24 protein-coding genes are annotated in these 21,392 nt (G+C 45.0%); 13 read left to right on the top strand and 11 right to left on the bottom strand.

Annotated elements, in window-relative coordinates; genetic code table 11:
- Positions 1 to 2 precede the first annotated feature (2 nt).
- The 4 genes from IEY18_RS07815 to IEY18_RS07800 all read left to right on the top strand — a co-directional run bounded on the left by IEY18_RS07815 (position 3) and on the right by IEY18_RS07800 (position 5,976).
- Positions 3 to 1,043 (top strand): DUF3626 domain-containing protein, encoded by a 1,041-nt coding sequence (locus IEY18_RS07815; protein ID WP_188919514.1) that lies wholly within the window; start codon positions 3 to 5, stop codon positions 1,041 to 1,043.
- Positions 1,044 to 1,285: 242 nt separating this feature from the next.
- A complete protein-coding gene (gene cydD, locus IEY18_RS07810; RefSeq protein ID WP_188919512.1) occupies positions 1,286 to 3,199 on the top strand; it encodes a heme ABC transporter permease/ATP-binding protein CydD in 1,914 nt (637 codons plus the stop codon).
- Complete coding sequence (gene cydC / locus IEY18_RS07805) at positions 3,196 to 4,938, top strand: heme ABC transporter ATP-binding protein/permease CydC (protein ID WP_188919511.1); 1,743 nt, start codon at positions 3,196 to 3,198, stop codon at positions 4,936 to 4,938. Before cydD ends, cydC begins: the two co-directional genes overlap by 4 nt.
- A 384-nt stretch (positions 4,939 to 5,322) precedes the next feature.
- Positions 5,323 to 5,976 (top strand): NifB/NifX family molybdenum-iron cluster-binding protein, encoded by a 654-nt coding sequence (locus IEY18_RS07800; protein WP_188919510.1) that lies wholly within the window; start codon positions 5,323 to 5,325, stop codon positions 5,974 to 5,976.
- 2 nt (positions 5,977 to 5,978) lie between these two features.
- Here the strand turns inward: IEY18_RS07800 and IEY18_RS07795 are convergent, their stop codons facing one another.
- From IEY18_RS07795 to IEY18_RS07780, 4 genes are all read right to left on the bottom strand, one after another.
- Positions 5,979 to 6,431, bottom strand: a complete 453-nt coding sequence (locus IEY18_RS07795; protein WP_188919508.1) for a SufE family protein — start codon at positions 6,429 to 6,431, stop codon at positions 5,979 to 5,981.
- 52 nt (positions 6,432 to 6,483) lie between these two features.
- Entirely contained in the window at positions 6,484 to 7,695 is a 1,212-nt protein-coding gene (locus IEY18_RS07790) for a cysteine desulfurase (protein WP_188919506.1), read from the bottom strand.
- Positions 7,696 to 7,811: 116 nt separating this feature from the next.
- Positions 7,812 to 9,011, bottom strand: coding sequence for a nicotinate phosphoribosyltransferase (pncB, locus tag IEY18_RS07785; protein ID WP_188919504.1), 1,200 nt, complete (start codon positions 9,009 to 9,011; stop codon positions 7,812 to 7,814).
- Positions 9,012 to 9,033: 22 nt separating this feature from the next.
- On the bottom strand, positions 9,034 to 9,669 hold the full coding sequence (locus IEY18_RS07780) for a nicotinamidase (protein WP_188919502.1): 636 nt from the start codon (positions 9,667 to 9,669) through the stop codon (positions 9,034 to 9,036).
- 118 nt (positions 9,670 to 9,787) lie between these two features.
- On the opposite strand from IEY18_RS07780, the gene IEY18_RS07775 reads away from it, so the two are divergent.
- Together IEY18_RS07775 and IEY18_RS07770 are read left to right on the top strand one after the other, a co-directional pair.
- Entirely contained in the window at positions 9,788 to 10,450 is a 663-nt protein-coding gene (locus IEY18_RS07775; RefSeq protein ID WP_229779786.1) for an NUDIX hydrolase, read from the top strand.
- A 257-nt stretch (positions 10,451 to 10,707) separates the two neighbouring features.
- The gene (locus IEY18_RS07770; RefSeq protein ID WP_188919500.1) at positions 10,708 to 11,829 is read left to right on the top strand and encodes a hypothetical protein; all 1,122 of its coding nucleotides are present in this window, start codon (positions 10,708 to 10,710) and stop codon (positions 11,827 to 11,829) included.
- Positions 11,830 to 11,944: 115 nt separating this feature from the next.
- Here the strand turns inward: IEY18_RS07770 and IEY18_RS07765 are convergent, their stop codons facing one another.
- From IEY18_RS07765 to IEY18_RS07750, 4 genes are all read right to left on the bottom strand, one after another.
- Entirely contained in the window at positions 11,945 to 12,985 is a 1,041-nt protein-coding gene (locus tag IEY18_RS07765) for an NADP(H)-dependent aldo-keto reductase (RefSeq protein ID WP_188919498.1), read from the bottom strand.
- A gap of 125 nt (positions 12,986 to 13,110) precedes the next feature.
- Complete coding sequence (locus IEY18_RS07760) at positions 13,111 to 13,650, bottom strand: GNAT family N-acetyltransferase (protein ID WP_229779785.1); 540 nt, start codon at positions 13,648 to 13,650, stop codon at positions 13,111 to 13,113.
- A 3-nt stretch (positions 13,651 to 13,653) separates the two neighbouring features.
- Positions 13,654 to 14,211: an inosine/xanthosine triphosphatase gene (gene yjjX, locus IEY18_RS07755; protein ID WP_188919497.1), complete on the bottom strand. Its 558-nt coding sequence runs from the start codon at positions 14,209 to 14,211 to the stop codon at positions 13,654 to 13,656.
- A gap of 15 nt (positions 14,212 to 14,226) precedes the next feature.
- Positions 14,227 to 14,670, bottom strand: coding sequence for a GNAT family N-acetyltransferase (locus IEY18_RS07750; protein WP_188920019.1), 444 nt, complete (start codon positions 14,668 to 14,670; stop codon positions 14,227 to 14,229).
- Between the two features lie 154 nt (positions 14,671 to 14,824).
- Between IEY18_RS07750 and IEY18_RS07745 the strand changes: the two genes are divergently transcribed.
- Positions 14,825 to 15,118, top strand: a complete 294-nt coding sequence (locus IEY18_RS07745) for a hypothetical protein (RefSeq protein ID WP_188919495.1) — start codon at positions 14,825 to 14,827, stop codon at positions 15,116 to 15,118.
- Positions 15,119 to 15,179: 61 nt separating this feature from the next.
- Here IEY18_RS07745 and IEY18_RS07740 read toward each other — a convergent pair whose 3' ends face one another.
- Positions 15,180 to 15,596: an META domain-containing protein gene (locus IEY18_RS07740; RefSeq protein ID WP_188919493.1), complete on the bottom strand. Its 417-nt coding sequence runs from the start codon at positions 15,594 to 15,596 to the stop codon at positions 15,180 to 15,182.
- Positions 15,597 to 15,664: 68 nt separating this feature from the next.
- Here IEY18_RS07740 and IEY18_RS07735 point away from each other — a divergent pair, with 68 nt between their 5' ends.
- Positions 15,665 to 15,898: a hypothetical protein gene (locus IEY18_RS07735; protein WP_188919492.1), complete on the top strand. Its 234-nt coding sequence runs from the start codon at positions 15,665 to 15,667 to the stop codon at positions 15,896 to 15,898.
- A 122-nt stretch (positions 15,899 to 16,020) separates the two neighbouring features.
- On the opposite strand, the gene IEY18_RS07730 is transcribed toward IEY18_RS07735, so the two are convergent.
- Entirely contained in the window at positions 16,021 to 17,058 is a 1,038-nt protein-coding gene (locus IEY18_RS07730) for a GGDEF domain-containing protein (protein ID WP_229779784.1), read from the bottom strand.
- A gap of 279 nt (positions 17,059 to 17,337) precedes the next feature.
- Between IEY18_RS07730 and IEY18_RS07725 the strand changes: the two genes are divergently transcribed.
- Genes IEY18_RS07725 through IEY18_RS07705 form a run of 5 tightly spaced genes read left to right on the top strand, consistent with a single transcriptional unit; the run spans position 17,338 to position 20,062 of the window.
- Positions 17,338 to 17,874 (top strand): GNAT family N-acetyltransferase, encoded by a 537-nt coding sequence (locus IEY18_RS07725; protein WP_188919490.1) that lies wholly within the window; start codon positions 17,338 to 17,340, stop codon positions 17,872 to 17,874.
- Positions 17,875 to 17,916: 42 nt separating this feature from the next.
- Complete coding sequence (locus IEY18_RS07720; RefSeq protein WP_188919488.1) at positions 17,917 to 18,291, top strand: hypothetical protein; 375 nt, start codon at positions 17,917 to 17,919, stop codon at positions 18,289 to 18,291.
- Between the two features lie 46 nt (positions 18,292 to 18,337).
- Positions 18,338 to 18,808 (top strand): DUF4920 domain-containing protein, encoded by a 471-nt coding sequence (locus IEY18_RS07715; RefSeq protein WP_229779783.1) that lies wholly within the window; start codon positions 18,338 to 18,340, stop codon positions 18,806 to 18,808.
- A 2-nt stretch (positions 18,809 to 18,810) separates the two neighbouring features.
- Entirely contained in the window at positions 18,811 to 19,410 is a 600-nt protein-coding gene (locus IEY18_RS07710; RefSeq protein ID WP_188919486.1) for a PepSY-associated TM helix domain-containing protein, read from the top strand.
- Positions 19,411 to 19,432: 22 nt separating this feature from the next.
- Complete coding sequence (locus tag IEY18_RS07705; RefSeq protein ID WP_188919484.1) at positions 19,433 to 20,062, top strand: hypothetical protein; 630 nt, start codon at positions 19,433 to 19,435, stop codon at positions 20,060 to 20,062.
- Positions 20,063 to 20,215: 153 nt separating this feature from the next.
- Here the strand turns inward: IEY18_RS07705 and metK are convergent, their stop codons facing one another.
- Positions 20,216 to 21,367, bottom strand: a complete 1,152-nt coding sequence (gene metK / locus IEY18_RS07700) for a methionine adenosyltransferase (protein ID WP_188919482.1) — start codon at positions 21,365 to 21,367, stop codon at positions 20,216 to 20,218.
- Positions 21,368 to 21,392: the final 25 nt, after the last annotated feature.

Below are 21,392 nucleotides of genomic sequence, written 5' to 3'. Positions count from 1 at the left end.
TGATGAAAGCAGTGAAGCATATCGCTAGCTTAAGCCGCGACAAACAGGAACGTGCTCGTGCCATGATTAGAAATATCTTGGCGATGTCCCATCTTGCGCCGAAACATTTCAATGAACTGATCCGTCGCATCCGAAAACAAGGTCGTGTGGCACTACATTTCCACCCCGATCGGCTGGATAAGCGCGGTTTAACCGTGATTCAAGGTCTGCTCAGTGATGGTGAATACCGAAGCCAGTTTGAAACGCAAATTTCAAACGGTTTGCTGTCACCAGTCTTGGGCGGTCCGCGGGATCATTGGGAAAATGGTTTGTTTGCAGACGCCTATCATGGTGTAGAGGGGCGACCTAAGTATGGCGCCTTGGATCTCAACTTACACCCGAATGGCCCAGCCCCTCGATTTGGTAGTTGCTACCTACTCACATCGCCAGAGGTACAGCAGCGGGCCACTTTTACTTATTTAGATTCTTATCGAAATCCACCAGAAAAAGGTACCCTCGAGTTCTTTGATGATGTTCTTGCAGCATTGATGAGCGAAAGTTTTGAAAGGCATTATGCGCTTGGGATTTGTGACTGTCCGCCTTCAACATTGGTCGCACACTTGCTGACACAATTATCCCAGTCGCCGCAAGCTCGCTTCGCTCAAACTGCTTCGAAAAACTTAGATCACTACATTGAGGCGCAGGTACATGGTCGGGTTTCGCTACAGCATGATGTTGACTATTTAGTTGCTGACCCATGTTTTCAACAAACAGACGTTCATGCGGCTATGCAAGCTCTTTGCGATGAATATGAAGTGGTTTTGTTGTGGCAACCAGAGTTAAGCCTTGCGGTGTCAGATGTGCCCGACAATTTTAGAGGGCCGCTAATGCCCACAATAGCAAAGCAAGTGGCACCACAAGGAACTCTGGATGCTCGCCAGATTGGTGAAGCTGTGAAGCAGGTTAATGTGAACTTTCATCTTTGGCAGGCGTATGGAACGCGTGCCGAAGTCATACAGCAGCTGAAGTTGCTATGGCATGTATTGGTTCGTTACGGGCATTAGCTTTTGCTTACCATTGCTAGTTCTATCTCGCAGTTTGTTTATTCTATGTTCTTCGCCTGAATTACCTTGAAGTCGCATTTGATTCGACAGCTTTGCCCTTGAGTCTCAAACTGATTTTTATTCTCTTTTTAGAGCAAGCGCTTCAAAATTAATGAATGATTTAGTTATGATTGTTAGTCTGCTGCCTCTCACTACACATGCTTTCAAACAAACAGGCTTGTGTCGGCATTCATTGGAGTCTCATGGATAAGTCCCAAGAAAAAATTTTAATGGCTTGGCTCAAGCGGCAAAAAGGTGCGTGTGGACGTTATCTTTCTCTTGCAGTGATATTTGGTTTTTTAAGCGGTGTGGCGCTGATTATTCAAGCATGGTTGATTGCAACGATATTGCAAGGAGTCATCATTGAACAGTTAGCCCGTGATCATTTTCTAATGCACTTTACGATTCTTGTCGGGTTGATTTTTGTCCGAGCAGCATTGAGTTATGCGCGTGAAATCACAAGCTTTGAAGCTGGCAGTCAACTCCGGTCGACGATTCGAGAAGCTGTCCAACAAAAATTAGTCGACCTTGGGCCTGCGTTTATACAAGGCAAGCCTGCTGGTGCTTGGGCGAGCATTGTATTGGAACAAGTTGAAGATCTACACGATTACTATAGTCGCTATTTACCTCAAGTAACGCTTGCCGGAATGATTCCTTTGGTGATTCTGGTGGTTGTATTTCCAATCAATTGGGCTGGTGGCTTAGTCCTTCTGCTGACTGCACCATTGATCCCGTTGTTTATGGTTCTTGTTGGCATGGGGGCTGCGGATGCTAATCGCAAAAACTTCGCGGCATTGGCGCGGTTAAGCGGCCACTTCATGGACAGGCTGAAAGGTCTGAATCAAATTCAGCTTTTTTCGCAAGGTGAGACGGAGCTAAAAGCTATTACTCGTGCTTCTGATGAATTTCGGGAGCGTACCATGACCGTTTTGCGCATGGCTTTCTTGAGCTCGGCGGTGTTGGAGTTTTTTGCTGCAGTATCAATCGCAGTGCTTGCGGTATATTTTGGTTTTACCTATTTAGGTCATCTTGATTTTGGTCACTATGGTGAATCTGTTAGCTTATTCACTGGGTTATTCATACTGATACTTGCGCCTGAGTTTTATCAGCCTCTGCGAGATATGGGTACTCATTATCATGCGAAAGCGCAAGCGGTTGGTGCTGCTGAAGAATTGATGTCTTTGTTAAACTACCAGCCCAGCGTTGAACATTCGTCAAATGCTCCCGCGTTGGCTAAGCCGCTGGCACAAACGAATACTGCTGTGAGCGCTGGTGCCAATGTGTCCCCAAAAATTTCAAACCAAATTGGCAAAATTGACAAAAAAATAGTCGCAATCGAAGCCACGGATTTAACCGTGATGAGTTTTGATGGTCAGCCGCTTGTGGGTCCCCTAAGCTTTAAACTGCAAAGCACACAAAAAGTTGGGCTTGTTGGCCCAAGTGGCGCCGGTAAAACCAGTTTAATGAGCGCTTTATTGGGCTTTTTACCCTATGAAGGTTCGCTCGCTATTGTTGATGAGTCAGGACGACGACAGTCATTATCACAGTGCGATCTGCAAGTATGGCGTTCGCAAATTGCTTGGTTGGGGCAAAATCCTCAGTTGTTCCATGGCACGTTGCGAGATAATTTGCAGCTTGCCGGTCAAGATTATTCCGATAAACACCTCAAATCAGTGCTAGAGAAAGCGCAAATTGGCGACTTTATCGACTCACTGGAGCAAGGCTTGGATTATGAAATCCAAGATCAAGCCGCGGGACTCTCCGTTGGTCAGGCGCAAAGGATTGCGCTTGCTCGAGCCATGATGCAAGACGCCCAGTGGTATCTACTTGATGAGCCAAGTGCCAGTCTAGATAGCGTAAGCGAAGTGGCTGTGATGTCGGCCATTTCTGAAGCAACGATAGATAAGTCTTGCTTGATGATTACGCATCGACTCGATCAGCTCGCTGCTATGGATGAAATTTGGGTGCTCGCGAACGGCAAACTGGTACAGCAGGGGCATTTTGAACAATTGAGTGCTAAGGAGGGGTTATTCAAATCAATGCTAAGCGGGCATGAACAGGGGCTTGCGATTGATCTCGGTACGACCGAATTAGAATTGCAGGAGGGCAAACAATGAAGTCTTTGCTGCCATTTTTGAAGTTGTTTAAAAAGCAGTGGTTCATGATGCTGCTTGGCCTGATACTTTCTTTCATCACGCTCGCGGCGGGTATTGGTTTATTGTCACTGTCGGGTTGGTTTTTGTCAGCAAGTGCTGTTGCAGGTTTAAGTGTTGCAACAGCGCAGGCATTTAATTTTTTCACCCCTGCCGGTGGAGTTCGTTTTCTGTCGATTGCCAGAACGGCAAGCCGTTACGGCGAAAGGCTGGCTACTCATGAGGCAACTTTTCGGTTGCTCACTGATTTAAGGCGCTGGAGTTGGCGCCGTATCTTGCCGTTAAGCGCCGGTAATTTGCAGCAAATGCGTCAAGCAGATATTTTGAATCGGTTGGTTGCAGACATCGATACTTTGGACCATCTGTATTTGCGACTGATAACCCCCATGTTGGTATCTGGGGTGATGCTTGTCGGGCTCTATCTGTTTATTGCTTGGTTTGACCCAGTTTTAGCGATTTCACTTTGTGGTTTGCTACTGCTTGCCTGGCTAGGCTTACCGGTGATCTTTTATCGCTTAGGTTTACAGCCTGGGCGTCAACAGGTGGAAGCAAAGCGCCATTATCGAGTCATGCTGCTTGAAATGATTCAAGGCCTTGCAGAACTCAGCTTGTTCAATGCTGTACCTCTATATCGAGAGAAACTTCGTCAATCTGAGCTATCAATGCTGCAATCTCAACGCGCAATGGCAAAAATTGCAGGTTTAAGCCAAGCTGCATTACTGTTGATCAATGGCTTTGCAGTTGCGCTTATTTTGTATCTTGCATCTGCTGGTGTCGGTGAGCACACTCAGCCTGGCCCGCTGCTGGCTTTGGTTGTTTTTGCCACCATGGCGAGTATTGAAATGATGATGCCTGTTGCTGGTGCTTTTTCGCACCTATCTTCTTGTATTCAAGCGGCTGAACGTGTCAATGAAATTGTAGAGCAGCGACCACATATATGCTTCCCTGATTCCGAGCAAAATCTCGCTCAAGATGCAAGTATTGAACTCGCCAATGTAGCGTTTTCTTATGTGCCGCATCGTCCTGTTCTCAAGCATTTTGATTTAAGGATTGGTTCTGGTCAGCATGTAGCGCTTCTTGGAGAAACAGGCTGTGGCAAGTCCAGTGTGTTGTCGTTAATGAGCCGTCAGTGGCAAGCTCAGCAAGGGCAGCTCAGTATTGGCGGACACAATGTGGCGGATTATACAGAGCCGCAGTTACGCCAAATGATGACGGTCGTGAGTCAAAGAGTTTATATCTTTAGTGGCAGCTTACGGAATAATTTAAAAATGGCGTTGCCCCCGGGTAAAGCGGTGGATGATTTGCAACTAATGCTGGTGCTGCAACAGGTTGGATTGGATAATTTGTTGGATGCTGAAAAGCCACTAGATCAGCTTGTTGGAGAAGGTGGTCGTTCTTTGTCTGGCGGGGAGCAGCGGCGTATTGGCGTCGCTCGGGCTCTACTGAGAGACGCACCGATATTATTGTTAGATGAGCCAACAGAAGGGCTTGATAAACAAACTGAGCGTGAAGTGATGTCACTGTTACTAAATTTTGCTCAAGGAAAAACGTTGCTCATGATAAGTCATCGTTTGCTCGCAATGGCGAATATGGACGTGATCCACTTGATGGCCGACGGAAAAATTCGCGTGTCTGGCACCCATGAGCAATTGCTAGAATCCGATACCGTTTACGCCAAGTTACAACGCCGTCCACAGATATAATCGATGAAACTCCCCGCATTAGTTGTCACAGAAGACTGCGATTGATGTGGGAAGGAGCTTTCACCGGACTGTAAGTGTCTGTGCCTCTAGGCTGAATTTTCTCTCATTATCGCTATGGTTAAGAGTATTCAAGGTGCTCCCTTTATCAGCGTTCTCAATGCGATTTATCGCCTCATTTGGATCGTAATAGTCATGATAATTCATCACTAATTTCACAATGTCTTACCAACTTTTAATCTAGCTAGTTCAAAAACAAAAGCCAGATCACAGTAATTATTGTTGGCATACGCCAATAATTAGGTGGCATATGCTATTTACTGTTGATAGTAACAAGTGCCTATTCAATCGCTAAGAATTATTCCAAATGATAATGGGGAACCAAGAATGATTATTGCCATGCCCATGAGCCGAGGTCGTCTATCTGCTCATTTTACCAAAGCGCAGAGGGTGGTATTTTTTGATGAAGAAATGCAAGAGATCGCGAACTTTGAAAACCCTGCGTTGGGAGGAAGCTGCAGTGATAAAAAAGCAATGTTATCACTTATTGTGGAGCAGGGAGCCCAGACCGTCATTGTTCATCATATTGGTCAGCGCATGCTGGGTAAATTGCTGGATCGTGGTATTTGTGTGAGCAAAGGATCAACGAGCTTAACGCTAGAGAAGCAATTGTTGTTATGCCAGCAGTCCCATCGTCATCTGGTGGAGCAAAGCCAAGGGCGACCTTCTTTAAAACATGAGGCGAAAGGTGGGTGTGGTGGCGGTTGTTCCGGTCACGATAGCGACTCACATCATTGTTGTAGTGAAGACCATGGGCAAGCAGAGCAAAGTAATCATTCGCAAAATTCGACAAAATGTTGCGCAGGAAATACGGCGTGCAATAACCCCGAACGGAGAAAAAAGCGCCAAGCGCAGACGAAATCAAAAGCAAGCGCACGCTCGTCATTGCAAGCGCCGTCAGTGCTAGGATTATCTCGTCCATCTGAGCAAGTTGGATCGCAGATCACTGGTTTTAGTACTATCGATAAAACGAAGAGTTGAAGTTAGCAAGCTGCAGCGGCTTGTATTGTGTTCACCAAAGCATATAGACCGTTTGCTCTTGAAGGGCTCAATTGGCCTTCAAGACCTAGGTAATGGAAATGGTCTCGAGCATCAAATCGTTGTAATTCCTCAGTTGTCTTTCCTTGGCAAGCAAGTAAAAGAAGTGCGATGAGGCCTTTCACGATGCGTGCTTCGCTATCGGCAATAAAATAATGTTTGTTACCTAACTTTCGATGATAGACCCAGGCTTTACTTTCGCAGCCTTGCACCAAGGCGTCATCATGCTGAAGTGATGGCGCAAACTTGGTCATTTGTTTGCTGAGTTGCATCAGTTGTCGATATTTATCTTGCCAGTTTGTTGCTTGTGCAATCGACTCAGCTTGGTGCTGCTGTAACTGCAAAAACTCTTGGAAGTCTGAATCATTGAGCTTTGTTTGTGGTGGGGCGCTATTCATATTATCTATTCATTTAAATCAAAAACGGGTGAGCGTCGATTGTAACATCGCACTATTCTAGAAGCTCTTTCACTGAGTGGAGCGCCTCAATAAAGCGATCAATATCTTGTTTGGTGGTGTACACGCCAATCGATGCTCGACAGCAACCTGGGATATCAAGTGAAGCCATTAAGGGCATTGCACAGTGATGGCCACAGCGAATAGCGACATGTTGTTGGTCAAGGAGTATGCCAACATCTTGATGGTGCTCATCTGCAAGATTAAAAGCGACAACGCCCACGTTATCAGGGTGAGCGCCATAGAGGTGAATATCGTCCAAGGCTTGTAGCTGTTGCTGTAAATATTGCAGTAATGTCGCTTCATGAGCAAATATGTCTAGTGTTATCAGTGATTGCATAAACCGTACGGCAGCGCCTAGGCCGATAACTTCAGCGATAGCTGGCGTCCCGGCTTCGAGTCGATTGGGGAGCTGGCCAAAGGTGGTTCTCGAAAAACTAACCGTTTTGATCATCTCTCCACCCGTTAGCATCGGCTGGAGCCGATCAAGCTGGTGATACTTGCCATATAAGACGCCAACGCCTGTAGGGCCATACATTTTGTGACCTGAGAACACGTAGAAATCACAATCGATAGATTGCACATCGACGTTCAAATGCGCCACAGCTTGCGCGCCGTCAATGAGTGTTAGAGCTCCTGCAGCTTTCGCCTCTGCAGTCAGTTCGACGACAGGGTTTACGATTCCGAGTGCATTTGAAACATGGCTTAAAGCAACAAGCACGGGCTTCTCGGCTAATAACTGGCGAAAAGCGTCGCGATCTAATCTGCAATCTGTCGTGAGTGGAATCGCGGTTACGGTTGCACCTGTTCGCTTCGCAAGTTGTTGCCATGGAACAATATTGGCGTGATGTGCACTGCCATCAACGAGGATGAGATCGTTAGGATTTATGTGTTCGGTTAGCCCGTGTGCGACCATGTTAATCGCTTCAGTTGTGCCATGGGTAAAAATAATCTCTTCTAGGCGCGAGGCATTTAACCAGTGCATGAGCTGGGATCGAACAGACTCATATTGTTCAGTAGCTTCAGTGGATAAGCGGTGCGCTGCACGATGAACATTGGCATTGGTTTGTAGGTAAAACTGACGCATTGCCTCTGTAACTACGAGCGGTTTTTGGCTCGTTGCTGCCGTATCTAAATAGCAAAGCGCGTGGCCGTCGACCTGTTGATTCAATATTGGGAATTGGTTTCTCAACTCGGCATGCGTCATTGGGCAGTCCTACAAGGTTACGGGGTGATAGTCTGGTGGGGCGATTTTCTGGTATCGAGCGAACTTTTGCAAGCCAGCATGACTGACTTGCACGGGTATACAAGGTGTTTTTGGGATTAACTGGCGTAGCTTTCTAATTGAAAGGCTTGGCGCAGTTGCGCAATATATTGGCTGTCTACTGTCATCGATTTGCCTTTGGTATCGGAAATCTTAGCGACGGGTTTGCCGTTACATTCAATCAGTTTTAAAACAATATTCATTGGTTTCACGGCTGGAATATCACACGTTAAATTGGTTCCAATGCCAAAGCTAGTCTGGATCCGTCCGCGGAAATGTTGATGCAACTCAATGGCTTTACTAAGGTTTAAACCGTCTGAAAAAACCAGTTGCTTTTGCTGTGGGTTAATTCCTAATGCCAAGTAATGGGCGATGGCTTTTTCTCCCCAGATGAAAGGGTCACCTGAATCGTGGCGTAAACCTTGAAAGCGCTCAGCAAGCTCAAAGTCAAAATCACGTAGAAATGCATCCATAGTAATACAATCTGTTAGTGCAATGCCTAGCGCACCTTTATATTCGCTATACCATGACTCTAATGCAGCGGTTTGGCTTTGTTCTAATGGTCCGCCAAGTTGTTGGTGGGCTTGGAACCATTCATGGGCTTGGGTGCCAACCGGTGACAAATTATACTTTTGAGCGAAGTGATAATTGCTGGTCCCTACAAAGTGTTCTGGCAAATGTTGCTTAAAATATGCAATGACAAAATCTTGAACTTGGTAAGAAAAGCGTCGCCGTGTGCCAAAATCGATAAAGCTAAACTGCGCCATATCGTTTTGTTTGGCGAAGTGTTTAACAAGCTCAACTTTCTTCTCTAAAGCAGGTAATGCCTGACTGATATCAATCGTGGAAAAGCGGTTGCGATTGCGAACTTCACTGACAATAGCCAGTATTGGGATCTCCCACAAAATCACATCGAGCCAACGACCACGAATATGTATATTGAGCCTGCCGTCAATAATGCTGAACTCCACCATATCGGGTTGCAGACGAAAGTCCTTTAAAAAGTCTAAATAGTCGCTGCTGAAATGGCTAAATCCGGCTAAGAAGTTGAGTTCTTTTTCAGTAAATCTAAGATCACCCAGTGCATGAATATGGGCTTCAATTTCACCTTGGTATGGGCGAAGGTCTTCACCATCACGGCAGCGAAACTCCGCCACGACCTGAGCATCTGGATATTGATGATACACGGCTTGTTGCATATGCAATTTATAAGCATCAGTATCGGCCAAACTATTGATAATTGGCGTAATGGTATTCATAGGTTAATTCTGTTTTCCCACTTCAGCGCGCTTGCTGGCTAAGATGAACGAGCTGCCGATGGTCTTCAATCATAATTGCGCCGTGTTGCTGCATTAGCTCGATTGCGGTGGTTACACCATGCGGGTCGATACCTCTGCACGCCGCGAGGTTCACAAAGACTTGTAAACCGGCGTTGCATAATTGGATTACCGTGGTTTTGACGCAAAAATCAGTGGCCAATCCACCAACCACGATTTGAGTGACATCATGGGCACGGAGAAACTCAATGAGGCCTGTGCTCATTTGCTCTTCAATATCATGAAAGCAAGCGCCATAAGGGTGTAAATCGGGTTCAACACCTTTCCATACAAAGAAATCGTAATCTGTTGGAGCCGGTAAACCGTCAATGAGTTCAAAGCCTAAGGTGCCAGGGACACAGTGAACAGGCCAAGTGAGATCAGCGTTATCGTACGGTAATGGCTGGAAGGCTTCGTCGATATTGTTGACAGCCCATACTGCCTTTGCACTATGAGCATCTTTGCTACCAATTCGAAGATCGACGAGCTTTGCTTGGGCATTTAGCTCTTTGGCAATATCTGCGCCTTCCGGTACCGGAAGCTCCTCTGGACAAAGTGGAGTAAAGCCCTTTTGTGCATCCACATCTAAACTGGCAATCATCCTTCGATACCACCCTTTGATCTTGAATTTAGTATAAGCTTAATATACTTTGTATCTAAAAGATAATATCTTTTAGATAATAAAGAAGAACCCAGTCCTCAGAGGAGTTAGCGTCGATATGATGACCACAGTGGATGCTGTTAGTTTTCGATTGCATCAAGCCAAGTTACAGGTGTTATTTTATCGACGTCCATGTGCTCCGTTTCAACATGATCTCGCCCTACCTTCGACCCAGGTCAATAAAGCCCATGATCGCTGCCTTGCTGATGCACTGCTGCGTATTTTCATTGACTACAAACTGCCGACGCCTGCGTTCTCAGAGCAGGTGATTACAGTGGGTGGGAGTGAACGCGATCCTCGCGGTTGGTCTGCCAGTGTGGTGTATTTTTGCCTATTTAAAGATGAGCAAATGCTAGCCCAGGAGGGGTGGCACTGGCTTGATGTAGCGCCTTTGCTACAAGGTGAAGGAGAAATTGCATTCGACCATCGCCAATTGGTAACCCACGCTGTTGAGCGGCTGAAAATGAAAAGTCGTTACAGCACATTGCCAGTGTATTTGCTTGGTGAGGAGTTTACCTTAAGTGAGCTGCAACAAGCGTTTGAAGTTATTCTTGATGTGCCGTTAAATCGTGCCGCTTTTCGGCGCCGCATTTCTAGAGCAAACCTACTGGAAGAAACCGGCAACAGTCGCACCGGTAATCAACGCCCAGCCGCTCTGTATCGCCGCCGAGGCAGTGGTGAAGTCTTGTTTGACCAAGTGATGAACGGCTGTGCTCAATAACTTGTGTCATCCATGACGGCTCTGCTGTTACGTTCATGCAATAGATACTTGCCTATTAAGTCACCAGCGCTAAACCACAAGCGCTAAGTCACCAGCGCACTGGTAACTTTGAAGTAGCCTTATTAAGTTGTTGAATTTTATTCAGCGATTTTGCTCACGATTTTAGATACCAAGCTGGGATAGTTTTTACCTTGTTCGCTGAAGTGGTTAATATGTGTTCAAACATCAGAAAGTTGCTCGATAAGGAACAAAGGCATATGGAACAGGCTGCGAACAACCAACTAGATAGTGTTAGAAGGGGGCTGTCAAAAGGCATTGTTGGCGCAGTCGGTGTTGGCCTTTGGGGGCTGAATTCAACAGGCCTAATTGCAGGCGCAAGGCCTGAAGAGTTCCTATTCCCCGTCGGGTTTATCAAAGCTGATAGTGATTTATGCCGCAGATTTTTTAAAGATGTATGTAATCAAATTGATGGGAAAAGTGAACCTGGAAGAGAATTAACTCAAGCTGCGTTTGAGAAATATTTACAAAATAGTGTGCTTGAGAGATGTTTTGAACCAACAATGCAGTTTGCAATTGAGTTAGTAAAAAGAAACCTTGGATTAAACCCGTTTTATAATCAACCTAGGACTGACATAATAGCAGTAAACACGCCAATTACTTATTGCAATTCCGCAGTAAATTGGGCGTTTAGTACTAAAAAAGAAAATGATGGAGATGAATTCTTTATTAATGTTCCTAATGGGATTCAAAGAAATGCAATTGCTTCTATTTTTGATGCTGCTAAGTTTGGAGAAGCCCATTATAATAGATTGGTTAATACATTATATGTTCCAGGGGATTTAAATCCTGACGCAGATCTTGCTTTAATTGCTGAAGAATCAGGAGATAATATCTCAGAGAAATTTGGAAAATTATATACTAGAAGTTCAACTCAAGGAAAAGTTAAATTGTTGGCATATGTAGCAGATAGTATTGATAAAACAGATTATAAACTGGGAGATTTCAAAAATTTATATATGAAAAAAGAATGGTGTAAATCTGAACTAGATGAAGGAGAAGATATGAGATTGAGAGGGCCATATGATTATGTTGGGGAAATGGACTACGACAAAGAGTTAATGGAATATTATCATCAATATAGTGCCGCAATTGCAAATATGCTACTAGTTAAATTATATCATGATGAACACCAGTATAGTGGAAGTGTAGAGAGTAAAAAACTTCAAGTTGCCCACCAAGGAATATTAGCAAGAACATTAACAAAAATTTTAGGTTTTGATGTTACTCAGAGCTTGAACTTAAGTCGTATAAATAAACATAAAGCTATTGCAGGCTCTTACAGGCTGCCAAATATCTACCTACAAGACAGTAAAGTCTGAATTGGAATTAATTTAAAAGATTTTATCTAGTTTGACTTCGTAATTCTTAGAGCGATATGCTAATCAAGGCGCTAGCTTTTAAATCAGTCGCCAACGCCACAGTCTCCCCATCAAATTATGGGCAGGGGATACGGTATTCCTCGCCAATCAATTGAATTCGCGCCAACACTTCATCACTGAGACAAAGCTGTAAACTATCAATATTGTGTTGTAGCTGCTCAAGCTGGGTTGCGCCAATAATATTGGCGGCGACAAATGGCCTTGAGTTGACCCAGGCCAATGCCAATTGGGCTGGTGATAACTCAAACTCTCTCGCTAATTCGACATAGGCCTTCGTGGCGCCAAGTGCTTGCTCGCTGCTGGTATAGCGTTGAAAGCGCTTATACAGGGTTAGGCGGGCTTTTTCTGGCCATTGGTCGTCCAAATATTTGCCAGTTAATGTACCAAATGCCAAGGGGGAATAGGCGAGAAGCGGTACTTGTTCGCGATGGCTGATTTCTGCCATGCCGACTTCGAAACTGCGATTCAGCAAGTTATACGGATTTTGCACGCTGACAATTCTAGGTAAACCATGTTTTTCAGCTAGCTGAATGTACTTCATAAAGCCCCAAGGGGTTTCGTTAGAAATACCCAAGTAACGCACCTTGCCGCTTTGTACCAGCTCAGCCAATGCCTCTAACGTATCGAGAATTGGGGTCATGGGCGCTTGTTCTTGATGTTCATAACCCAATTGACCAAAAAAGTTCGTATGGCGATCTGGCCAGTGCACTTGGTACAGATCTATGGTATCGATTTGCAGGCGGCTTAAGGAATCATCAACCGCTTGATGAATATTGCGCCAATTAAGGCTCATGTCTGGGCGTATGGTGTCGCCTTTTAAGCCTGGGGCGGCGACTTTGCTGGCGATAATCAGTTGGTCTCGATTGCCCCTTTGCTGTAAATACTGACCCAGTATAGTTTCTGTATCTCCCTGGGTATCCGCCTGCGGCGGTACCGGATACATTTCTGCGGTGTCGATAAAGTTGATGCCTTGGCTGATGGCTAAATCGAGTTGGTCAAATGCTTCGCTTTGTGAGTTTTGCGCTCCCCAGGTCATGGAGCCCAAACAAAGCTGACTCACTTCTAAGCTAGAATGTCCGAGACGGTGATATTTCATATGCACTCCTTGTGAATCAACAGGCTACAACCAAAAATGCCAAGTTGGAAAGTGGAGAGAATTGGGGTTGTAGTGCTCCCAAGTTAGCAACTTTTAAAACAAATGCATAGCGAATCGTATCTTAGCTAGAGCTGCTTCAACATGGGGATTTCACAGGCATCATGACCGGTATCACCAAGGTGACGTTCAAGGGTTGCAAAGCCTAGCGCCTGATAAAGTGCAAGCGCCTCTTTCAGGCAAGCTGTGGTTTCCAAATAGATTTGCTTAAAACCGTATTGTCTTGCCTCTGTAAAACAAAGCTGGCTCATATGCCAGGCGACTCCCTGACCACGTAATTGCGGTAAGAAATACATCTTTTGTAGCTCGCACACATCTGGGTAACCAGGCAAAGGCGCAATGCCAACACCGCCTTGAACCATGCCATCTTGCTCAACTAGCCAGTATTTAGACTTGGGTGCCTGATAGACCTGATATAGGGCATCTAGGGTGGGATCGGCGACGCTAAAACCCCGATCTGGCGTGAGACCATATTCGGCTGATACTGCGCGAATAATCTGCGCCAATACCGGATTGTCTGCTTCGGTTATGGGCCGGATAGCAATATTATTGGCGAGCAGGCCGGAGTTCTTAGTCTTGCTGGTAGAGAATACATTTTTGCTAGACACAGATTAGTTTCCTTCTACGTCTGCTGTGATATACAGCTCAGGATTTAGCAAAGGCGCCATTGCTAAGATAAGTGCCTGGGTATAGCTTGATTCTCTCGTAGCTTGGTGATGGGTTAGCAGGCCAATTGCGCCGCCTTTTTGTTTGATATTTTCAGTATTAAATAGCTTGTCCATCACATTGCCAAGTTCTTCCCCAGCCTCAAGCGCCTGATAAACCTGAGCTGGCAATGGCAGTTCAGCGCTGCGGCCGACGCTCAATTGCTCGCCTTTGAGAATCGCAACATAGGCAAAGGTGGCGTAACCATGGTCAAAATGATCGACGCCGCCTTCCATTGCTACATAAAAGTCCGCCTGGCTGGTCTGTTGGCAGTATTTGGCACGGTTGATGGCGCCAAGTTTGGTTTCGGCCGTGGTCATGGGTTGCTCGGCGACCCCAGAGGGGGCATGCATGCCCTGACAATCAACTTCTGTACCTGGATAAAAACAGGCGATGGCTTGCTTGGCAGCGGCTACTTTTACTGGATTGTTGGAGCCAACACGGATAACAATTTTATTGCTCATGGTTGTCATTGCCCGTTACTTTTGTTCGTACATCAGGTACTGGCAAGGTGCCATCCCTAGTGCTTCATAGGTGGTCTGGGCGGTTTGGTTATCACGCTCGACATATAAGCGGAAGCTAGCAGCACCGCCAGCTTCGGCTGCGATTTGCTGCACTGCTTGGTAGAGGCGTTTATATATGCCCTGACGGCGGTTTTGCGGCCGTATGTATACGCTTTGGATCCAGTAATAATCTTTTGCTTGCCAGTCACTCCACTCATAGGTGACCATTAAGGAACCAAGGAGCTCTCCATCTTGCTCTGCCACCATGTAGAAGCCTCTTTCATCATTTTGCAGCAGTCGTTGCACCCCTTGGCTTAATACAGCTTGGTCGAGCTGTTTGTTTTCGGTTTCTTGGGCCATGGCTTGGTTGAAATCCACAAGGGCCTTAGCATCGGCCGCGGTTGCTTTTCTTATTTTCATCATTCACTCGTTGTTGGTAATTGTGAGGTCTATATCACCTTTTGCTAAATCTGAAGCCTGTGCTGCAAAAATAGACAAATTCTTATTAGACTAAAGTATAACTCTGCTAGACTTTAGTCTATGTGTGTTTCTCCTTTTCAATTTGAGGTTGCTTATGTCGGCGAACATCGACAACAGTGAAGCGAGTGCACAGAGTGTGAAACAGGAGTCTAAGCAGAGACAAGGAGTCAATCATACTCTGCACTTTTTTTTAACGCTAATGACTTTTGGTCTTTGGGGAGCTGTCTGGTGGTGGCTAATCCTAAAATCCCAAGGGAAAAAGAACCAGTGGCTTAGTGGCTTTGATGAAGACTACTGGAGCTATTTGATTGAGCGCGATCAGCCCCCTGCATCCCTGTACCCGATTCGATTTAACCAAGATGGCTCGCGAACAAACTTTGAAGCCTAAAATCACCTGATAGCGTATCAAGAGTGCCTGGAATCTCAGTTGCACTCTAGCGTCATTTGGCTCAAATTCGGCTTAAAGTTAACAGGGATTTTCCATCGTCGTTGCGCAAAATTAGTTTCCCTTTCAACATCTCCGCTTGGCTTATTTCTGGCAAAATCTGCAACATATTTTGCTCTTGCTGCATTAATGCGTCAACACAGGCGCGTTCTGTGTGGCCCGTGGTTTCGATAGTAAGATGCTGGTTTTTAAGTGCATATGAGCCAACAAAAGTATTGCAACTGTTGTTGCCACTGAGCTTATTGTTGGTTGCAAATGTCAGTTGTGCTGGAGAGTAGTCTATCGTAGGCTGAGACTGAATGACCTCTATATGCCAAGTGCCAAGTATATCAAGCTGTTGGTTATGTTGAGGCTTTGGCGTTGATTGGCAGCCAGCAAGCATCAATAAGAACGCACAACAAGTTATTGCTGGTTTTAGCATAAAACTTCCCTATGAATCATTCGTTGTACTTAGGGTAAAGTGTTTATCAAAAAAGGAAAGGCAAAATCGTGACAATTAACCAAAATAATAGCTTAACTTGGTTGAAGTATGCTCACTGGGTCGGCTTATTCATGCTGTTGGTGGGTTTAGTGTTATATTTTTTTACTGAGTTGAGTTTACAGGTATCCGGAATGCTATGGATTGCTTCTTTCATTGGACTTGGCCTCGTCGCAATGTCACCTTTTCCTGTGGTGTTGTTTATTCAGTGGGCGCAATCTCAAGACTCAAACTTAGATAAATAAGACAACGGGTAATCTGCATTACATCAAATAGTGGTCGCATTATTTACAACAAAAAGGAGCCGTGAAATTGTTCCTGTCGACTCCTTTTTCAATTTCTTCAAAGCCTTAAGATCGAGCCGTCGTTACTCTAGCTTTTCCGGCGTGATCGGTGGTTCTATAGGGCTGACTGAGTCAATCGCTTGAGCTGGTACTGCATGTTGAGGCTGATTCACTTCATTAGATGAGGCCGAACCCTGTTCGTAGGACTTTAACTTTGTTCTGGCTTGCTCAATCATTGGCGCGAGTTTAGCACTTGAGTCTGGGCTAAAGAAGCTATAGCTAGAATCAATGGTGATGCGCTCATTTTGTCGAGACACTTGTTTGTCGACGCGTTTGAGAATGTGTTGTAAGTCGACTTCAGAATCGATAAAAACCAACACAACAAATTGAGTCTCATTAAAGTGCGCTGCAATATCCGCAGTGCGAATCGTATCTTGAATTATGCTTCCTAGCATTCGGTGCTGGCTTTCGAGTACATCTTTGGGCTGTTGCTGATTGGTGAGTTCGAAAAACAAAATGCCCGCATGTGCACCGAAACGTCGGCCTAAGTTCAACTGTCTTGGCGCCATCATGATGAAACCATAGTGGTTGAGCATACCAGTATTACGATCTCGCATCGAAAGTGACTCAATTCGATGGCTTTGACACAGGAGTGTTAATTCTTGCTGTAATAGGATTTGAAACGGCTCAAGCATGAACGGACTGATGGGTTGGTCATCAGACGTGCTGGCGTTTAAGACACATAGGCACCCGAATATGCTGCCATCAGGCCAAAATAATGGTCTTGATAACAAGTTGCTCGTGCCGTGGAAATCGTCGGGGATCTGATCCGTTGTTGTTTTACCCAGTTCTACACTAATGCCTTCCGGTGGGCTCGCAATGAGACGATTGAATAATTTAGTTTCAGGCGGGAAAAGCACTCCTGAGTCGAATTTACGCGTGTTGTTGATAGAGCTGACAATGACTTCAAAGCCGTCGCTGACTTGCTGAACCACGAACACCACTTGTGCTTGGTAGTATCGTTTAATGAGTTCGCACTGATGCATCCAGCGAACAAGGTTTATTTGCGGATGTTCGTTTTCAAGCAAACTGACTTTAGGATCGACCGTTTCAGGGAGCATTATTTTATCATCCAACCGGTTAGATAATGGTTAAGTTTGGCGTGAAGCGTCTTAATTTGCAAACATTGCTTGTAAATTTACCTGTTACAATTCAGTGATATCAATCGCAAATCGTCATTTTGCATGTCATCGCTTGCTTCTCAATCCTGTGTTGTATGGTGTGGTCTGGCAACCGATGGCTTTGCCATAGGATAAGTGTTGCTAAAATCGAGCTCCAGCGCACCTAAGCCCAGCACGATTCAGGATATACTTAACTATTGCTTATCAGTGAGAGCGTATATGAGAGTTAGACTGGCCCAAGTTGAAGATATTAAGCAGCTTGTAGTTCTTGAACAACAGCATATCAATGATGAAGTTGGCAATGAACAAGATGCCTTGCAGGGGCACCATTTTGACGAGGAAGAGTTCAAAGTACTCGTTTCAAAATATTGGGTTGTTGTTGCTGAGAAAAATCAGCAAATTATTGGTTATGTTCTCGCGGGGGGCTGGGAATTTTTTAAGCACTGGCCCATTTATCGTGCAATGGTAAAGCGTTTACCGCGAATCGATGCCCAAGTGTCAGAGAGAAACTCTTGTCAATATGGTCCCATATGGGTTCACCCTAAGCACCGTGGTCAAGGGATCTTTCGCGAACTTGTTCGTGAAGTGTCACGGTGTGCTGCATTGCAATATGAATATCTGGTGACTTTTATTGCCGAAGACAATCAGCACTCTTATCTCGCGCATACCTCAGGTGCGAACATGCAGGTTCTCGATTTTTTTACATATGATGATAGAGATTACTTTCTGCTGTCAAAGCGAGTAAATGTATTGTGAGCCGCATTGATATGTTCATGGTGAAGGTGGGAGTTCGTGAATATGGAAACTAAATTTGAGGCTCTCTGTACGAACTTGAAGCAAGCTTTCGGTCATCAACGAATATCTGCTGCTGACAATGTGAAACTGTTGGCATCAGTGATTCAGCCGCAATATGGCGAAAGCTTTGGGTTCAAGGCATTATATTTGCCAAAAAATGATCAAGCACAGGAGATATATGGTTTTTGCTGGAAGCATGAAGCTCAAAGTTTGTGGATCCATTGTGGGGCGGTAAATTGCTATAGCTCGCATTTTGAATTGATGAATTTAAACCAAGCGGCAGATTTACAACAAATCGAAGTTATTGAGATCCCACTTTTACCGATTGAACAACTACACCTATTGTTTATGCAGTATGCTCACTTTGATCACTGTTAATACGATGCTCTGCGTATAAAGCGCAGCGTGCTATAGGAGAAAACCCATGAATAAATCAAAAATGATGGCACTTGCTGCGGTGTTGAGTACTTCATTGCTTTGCCAACCGCTTGTGGCAAAGGATTTCGGAACCCCTGTGAATACCGACCAATTAATGGCAATTTCTACTGTATTAGCTAGTCCACAGCAATATGTGGGTCAACAGGTCACCGTTGCTGGAACGATTGTTGGGGTTTGTGAAAAGCGCGGCTGCTGGATGGAACTGGCATCGGATGCCAAATTTGAGAAGCTTAGAATTAAAGTCAAAGATGGTGACATGGTGTTTCCTGTCAGTGCGAAAGGCAGCAAAGCTTATGCGACGGGAACACTGGCTGAGATCGAGCTATCATTGGAGCAAACCCAAAAGTATCTTGAGAAACTGGCTAAGCGTCGTCAAGAGCAATTTGATGTTAGTAAAGTAACGGAGTCGATGCGTATCTATCAGTTAGTGCCTACGGGTGTCAGCATCGCGGATTAGCAGTGACAAAGCGTAATCGAATCAACTGGTTTAGAATTAATCGTGGTTTGCATCGAGACATTGGTTATTTTTGTATTGGCATGACCATTGTTTTTGCAATTTCTGGAATTGCTCTAAATCATATCCATGATTGGAATTCAAATTATAAAATCGACAAACATATCTATCCGTTGAAAGTCGATGGAGAGATAGTGCGCTTATTGAGTCACCCTGCAGTGACTGATTTTGATCATCAGTTATCGCAATTGATGTTGCAGACAACGAAGTCGGTCAGTCCATTAAAAGCAACTTATTGGGAAAATGAGTGGCAATTCAAAGCATTTCTCAATGATGGCAGTACCATCACTTTAATGACGGATGCGCGGCAGTTGGTTTATGAGCATGTTTCGCCGCGAGTCGTTTTAAAAGCTTTTAACTTTTTGCATTTAAATGAAGGGCGTAATGCTTGGGTGTATTTTTCAGATTTATATGCAAGCTTATTGTTGTTTTTAGCGATTTCAGCGCTTTTTATGGTGAAAGGAAGACATAGTCCTTGGCGCCGTAAATCGCTCTATGTTGTTGCTGGTATTTTAGTACCTTTGTTTTTTATTTTGATGATTTAGCTCCTAATAAAAGGAACCCATAGTGAAAGATAACCTTGAACCTTCTGAAGCCAAAGCCGCTGAGCAAGAGCAAGTAGAAGACGCTGTTGATACTAGCGTTGAAGAAACAGAAGCAGACAAAATTCCGTTTTTTCATGTGTCGCAAAAAAAGTTTTTGGTCATGTTTGTGATGACGTTGGGCTTTTACTCTCTCTATTGGTTTTTCAAACAGTGGCAAGCGCTCAAAGAGTATTACCAACTTAGTTGTTGGCCGGTTGCTCGAGCGTTTTTCTCCGTTTTCTTTACCCATTCTTTGTTTCGATATGTTCGCGAATATATCAAAGAAATAGGTCGAGATTGTGAGTGGAAGGGGAGTAATTTAGCAACTGTATATGTCGCGCTCGTTGTGGGTGGTGGCGTTGCAGGTAACGTCGATAAAATTGTTGCATCCCTGTCCAACAATTTGCTGTTGGCATTGGTTTCAGTCGTATTTACGTTTTGCTCTGCAGTCCCTTTATATCAGGCGCAGGCGGTCATCAATGAAGCTCTGCAGCCATTGGAATTTGAGCGTAATGACAAATTTACAGGGTTTAACTGGATTTGGATTATTTTAGGCGCAATTTATTGGGGCGTAGTTGGTTTAGGGGTTGTCACAATTATGCAAACCCCTTAATTGCTGCAATCGTTGATTGTGCGATTATAAGTCTCTGAATGCAAAAGAGCGGCTGCCGAACCCATCGCTTATTACGTCCATTATAGGGCATAAAAAAACCGCCTACTGGCGGTTTTTTTATTACTTCAGAACGAAGCAATAAGCTGGTAAATATTACAGGCCGGAATCAGCACGCAGTGCATCTGCCTTGTCTGTCTGCTCCCAAGGGAACTCATTGCGACCAAAGTGGCCATATGCAGCAGTGGCTTGGTAGATTGGGCGAGCAAGGTTCAACATTTCGGTAAGGCCGTAAGGGCGTAAATCGAAGTGTTGACGAACGAGTGCGATCAACTTGTCTTCTGACAGCTTACTGGTGCCAAATGTTTCTACGTTAATCGATGTCGGTTCAGCAACACCAATAGCGTATGACACTTGAATTTCACAGCGCTCAGCTAGACCCGCAGCAACGATATTCTTCGCTACGTAACGTGCCGCATATGCGGCACTACGGTCAACTTTTGACGGGTCTTTACCTGAGAAAGCACCGCCACCGTGACGAGCCATACCACCGTACGTATCGACAATGATTTTACGACCTGTTAAACCACAGTCGCCCATTGGACCACCGATGACAAAGCGGCCTGTTGGGTTAATGAAGAACTTGGTGTCTTTGTTTAACCATTGTCCGGGTAAGACCGGTTTAATAATGGTTTCCATGACCGCTTCAACGAGATCGTTTTGGCTAATGCTATCGCAGTGTTGTGTCGACAAGACGACTGCATCGATGCCCGCAATCTTGCCGTTATCATATGCAAAAGTCACTTGGCTTTTGGCGTCAGGTCGTAACCATGGCAATGTGCCATCTTTACGAACTTGTGATTGACGTTTGACTAACGCATGGGAGTAAGTAATGGGAGCAGGCATCAACACATCGGTTTCATTGCTTGCATAGCCAAACATTAACCCTTGGTCACCAGCACCTTGATCTTTTGGATCTGCACGATCAACACCTTGATTGATGTCTGGAGACTGCTTGCCGATGGCATTGAGTACTGCACAAGAGTCAGCGTCAAAACCCATGTCTGAATGGGTATAACCAATCTCTCGTACGGTTTTACGAGTAATTTCTTCAATATCAACCCAAGCTGATGTCGTGACTTCACCACCGACCATTACCATGCCTGTTTTGACGTAAGTTTCACAGGCAACGCGTGCCTTTGGATCTTGCAGCAAGATCGCATCTAATACCGCATCAGAAATCTGATCGGCAATCTTATCTGGATGACCTTCTGAGACCGACTCAGAGGTGAACAAGTGCTTTGCCATAATAGGGGAAATCTCGTTTGAAAGA

Origin of the sequence: Shewanella gelidii (genome assembly GCF_014647855.1) — a bacterium.
GTDB lineage: Bacteria > Pseudomonadota > Gammaproteobacteria > Enterobacterales > Shewanellaceae > Shewanella > Shewanella gelidii.
Note: the sequence above shows the minus strand (reverse complement) of the source record. Positions and strands in the feature narration are given on the sequence as shown.

Coding starts and splice junctions, on each gene's coding strand:
- IEY18_RS07815 (WP_188919514.1), top strand. CDS start 3: ATGAAAGCAGTGAAGCATATCGCTAGCTTAAGCCGCGACAAACAGGAA.
- cydD (WP_188919512.1), top strand. CDS start 1,286: ATGGATAAGTCCCAAGAAAAAATTTTAATGGCTTGGCTCAAGCGGCAA.
- cydC (WP_188919511.1), top strand. CDS start 3,196: ATGAAGTCTTTGCTGCCATTTTTGAAGTTGTTTAAAAAGCAGTGGTTC.
- IEY18_RS07800 (WP_188919510.1), top strand. CDS start 5,323: ATGATTATTGCCATGCCCATGAGCCGAGGTCGTCTATCTGCTCATTTT.
- IEY18_RS07795 (WP_188919508.1), bottom strand. CDS start 6,431: ATGAATAGCGCCCCACCACAAACAAAGCTCAATGATTCAGACTTCCAA.
- IEY18_RS07790 (WP_188919506.1), bottom strand. CDS start 7,695: ATGACGCATGCCGAGTTGAGAAACCAATTCCCAATATTGAATCAACAG.
- pncB (WP_188919504.1), bottom strand. CDS start 9,011: ATGAATACCATTACGCCAATTATCAATAGTTTGGCCGATACTGATGCT.
- IEY18_RS07780 (WP_188919502.1), bottom strand. CDS start 9,669: ATGATTGCCAGTTTAGATGTGGATGCACAAAAGGGCTTTACTCCACTT.
- IEY18_RS07775 (WP_229779786.1), top strand. CDS start 9,788: ATGATGACCACAGTGGATGCTGTTAGTTTTCGATTGCATCAAGCCAAG.
- IEY18_RS07770 (WP_188919500.1), top strand. CDS start 10,708: ATGGAACAGGCTGCGAACAACCAACTAGATAGTGTTAGAAGGGGGCTG.
- IEY18_RS07765 (WP_188919498.1), bottom strand. CDS start 12,985: ATGAAATATCACCGTCTCGGACATTCTAGCTTAGAAGTGAGTCAGCTT.
- yjjX (WP_188919497.1), bottom strand. CDS start 14,211: ATGAGCAATAAAATTGTTATCCGTGTTGGCTCCAACAATCCAGTAAAA.
- IEY18_RS07750 (WP_188920019.1), bottom strand. CDS start 14,670: ATGAAAATAAGAAAAGCAACCGCGGCCGATGCTAAGGCCCTTGTGGAT.
- IEY18_RS07745 (WP_188919495.1), top strand. CDS start 14,825: ATGTCGGCGAACATCGACAACAGTGAAGCGAGTGCACAGAGTGTGAAA.
- IEY18_RS07740 (WP_188919493.1), bottom strand. CDS start 15,596: ATGCTAAAACCAGCAATAACTTGTTGTGCGTTCTTATTGATGCTTGCT.
- IEY18_RS07730 (WP_229779784.1), bottom strand. CDS start 17,058: ATGCTCCCTGAAACGGTCGATCCTAAAGTCAGTTTGCTTGAAAACGAA.
- IEY18_RS07725 (WP_188919490.1), top strand. CDS start 17,338: ATGAGAGTTAGACTGGCCCAAGTTGAAGATATTAAGCAGCTTGTAGTT.
- IEY18_RS07720 (WP_188919488.1), top strand. CDS start 17,917: ATGGAAACTAAATTTGAGGCTCTCTGTACGAACTTGAAGCAAGCTTTC.
- IEY18_RS07715 (WP_229779783.1), top strand. CDS start 18,338: ATGAATAAATCAAAAATGATGGCACTTGCTGCGGTGTTGAGTACTTCA.
- metK (WP_188919482.1), bottom strand. CDS start 21,367: ATGGCAAAGCACTTGTTCACCTCTGAGTCGGTCTCAGAAGGTCATCCA.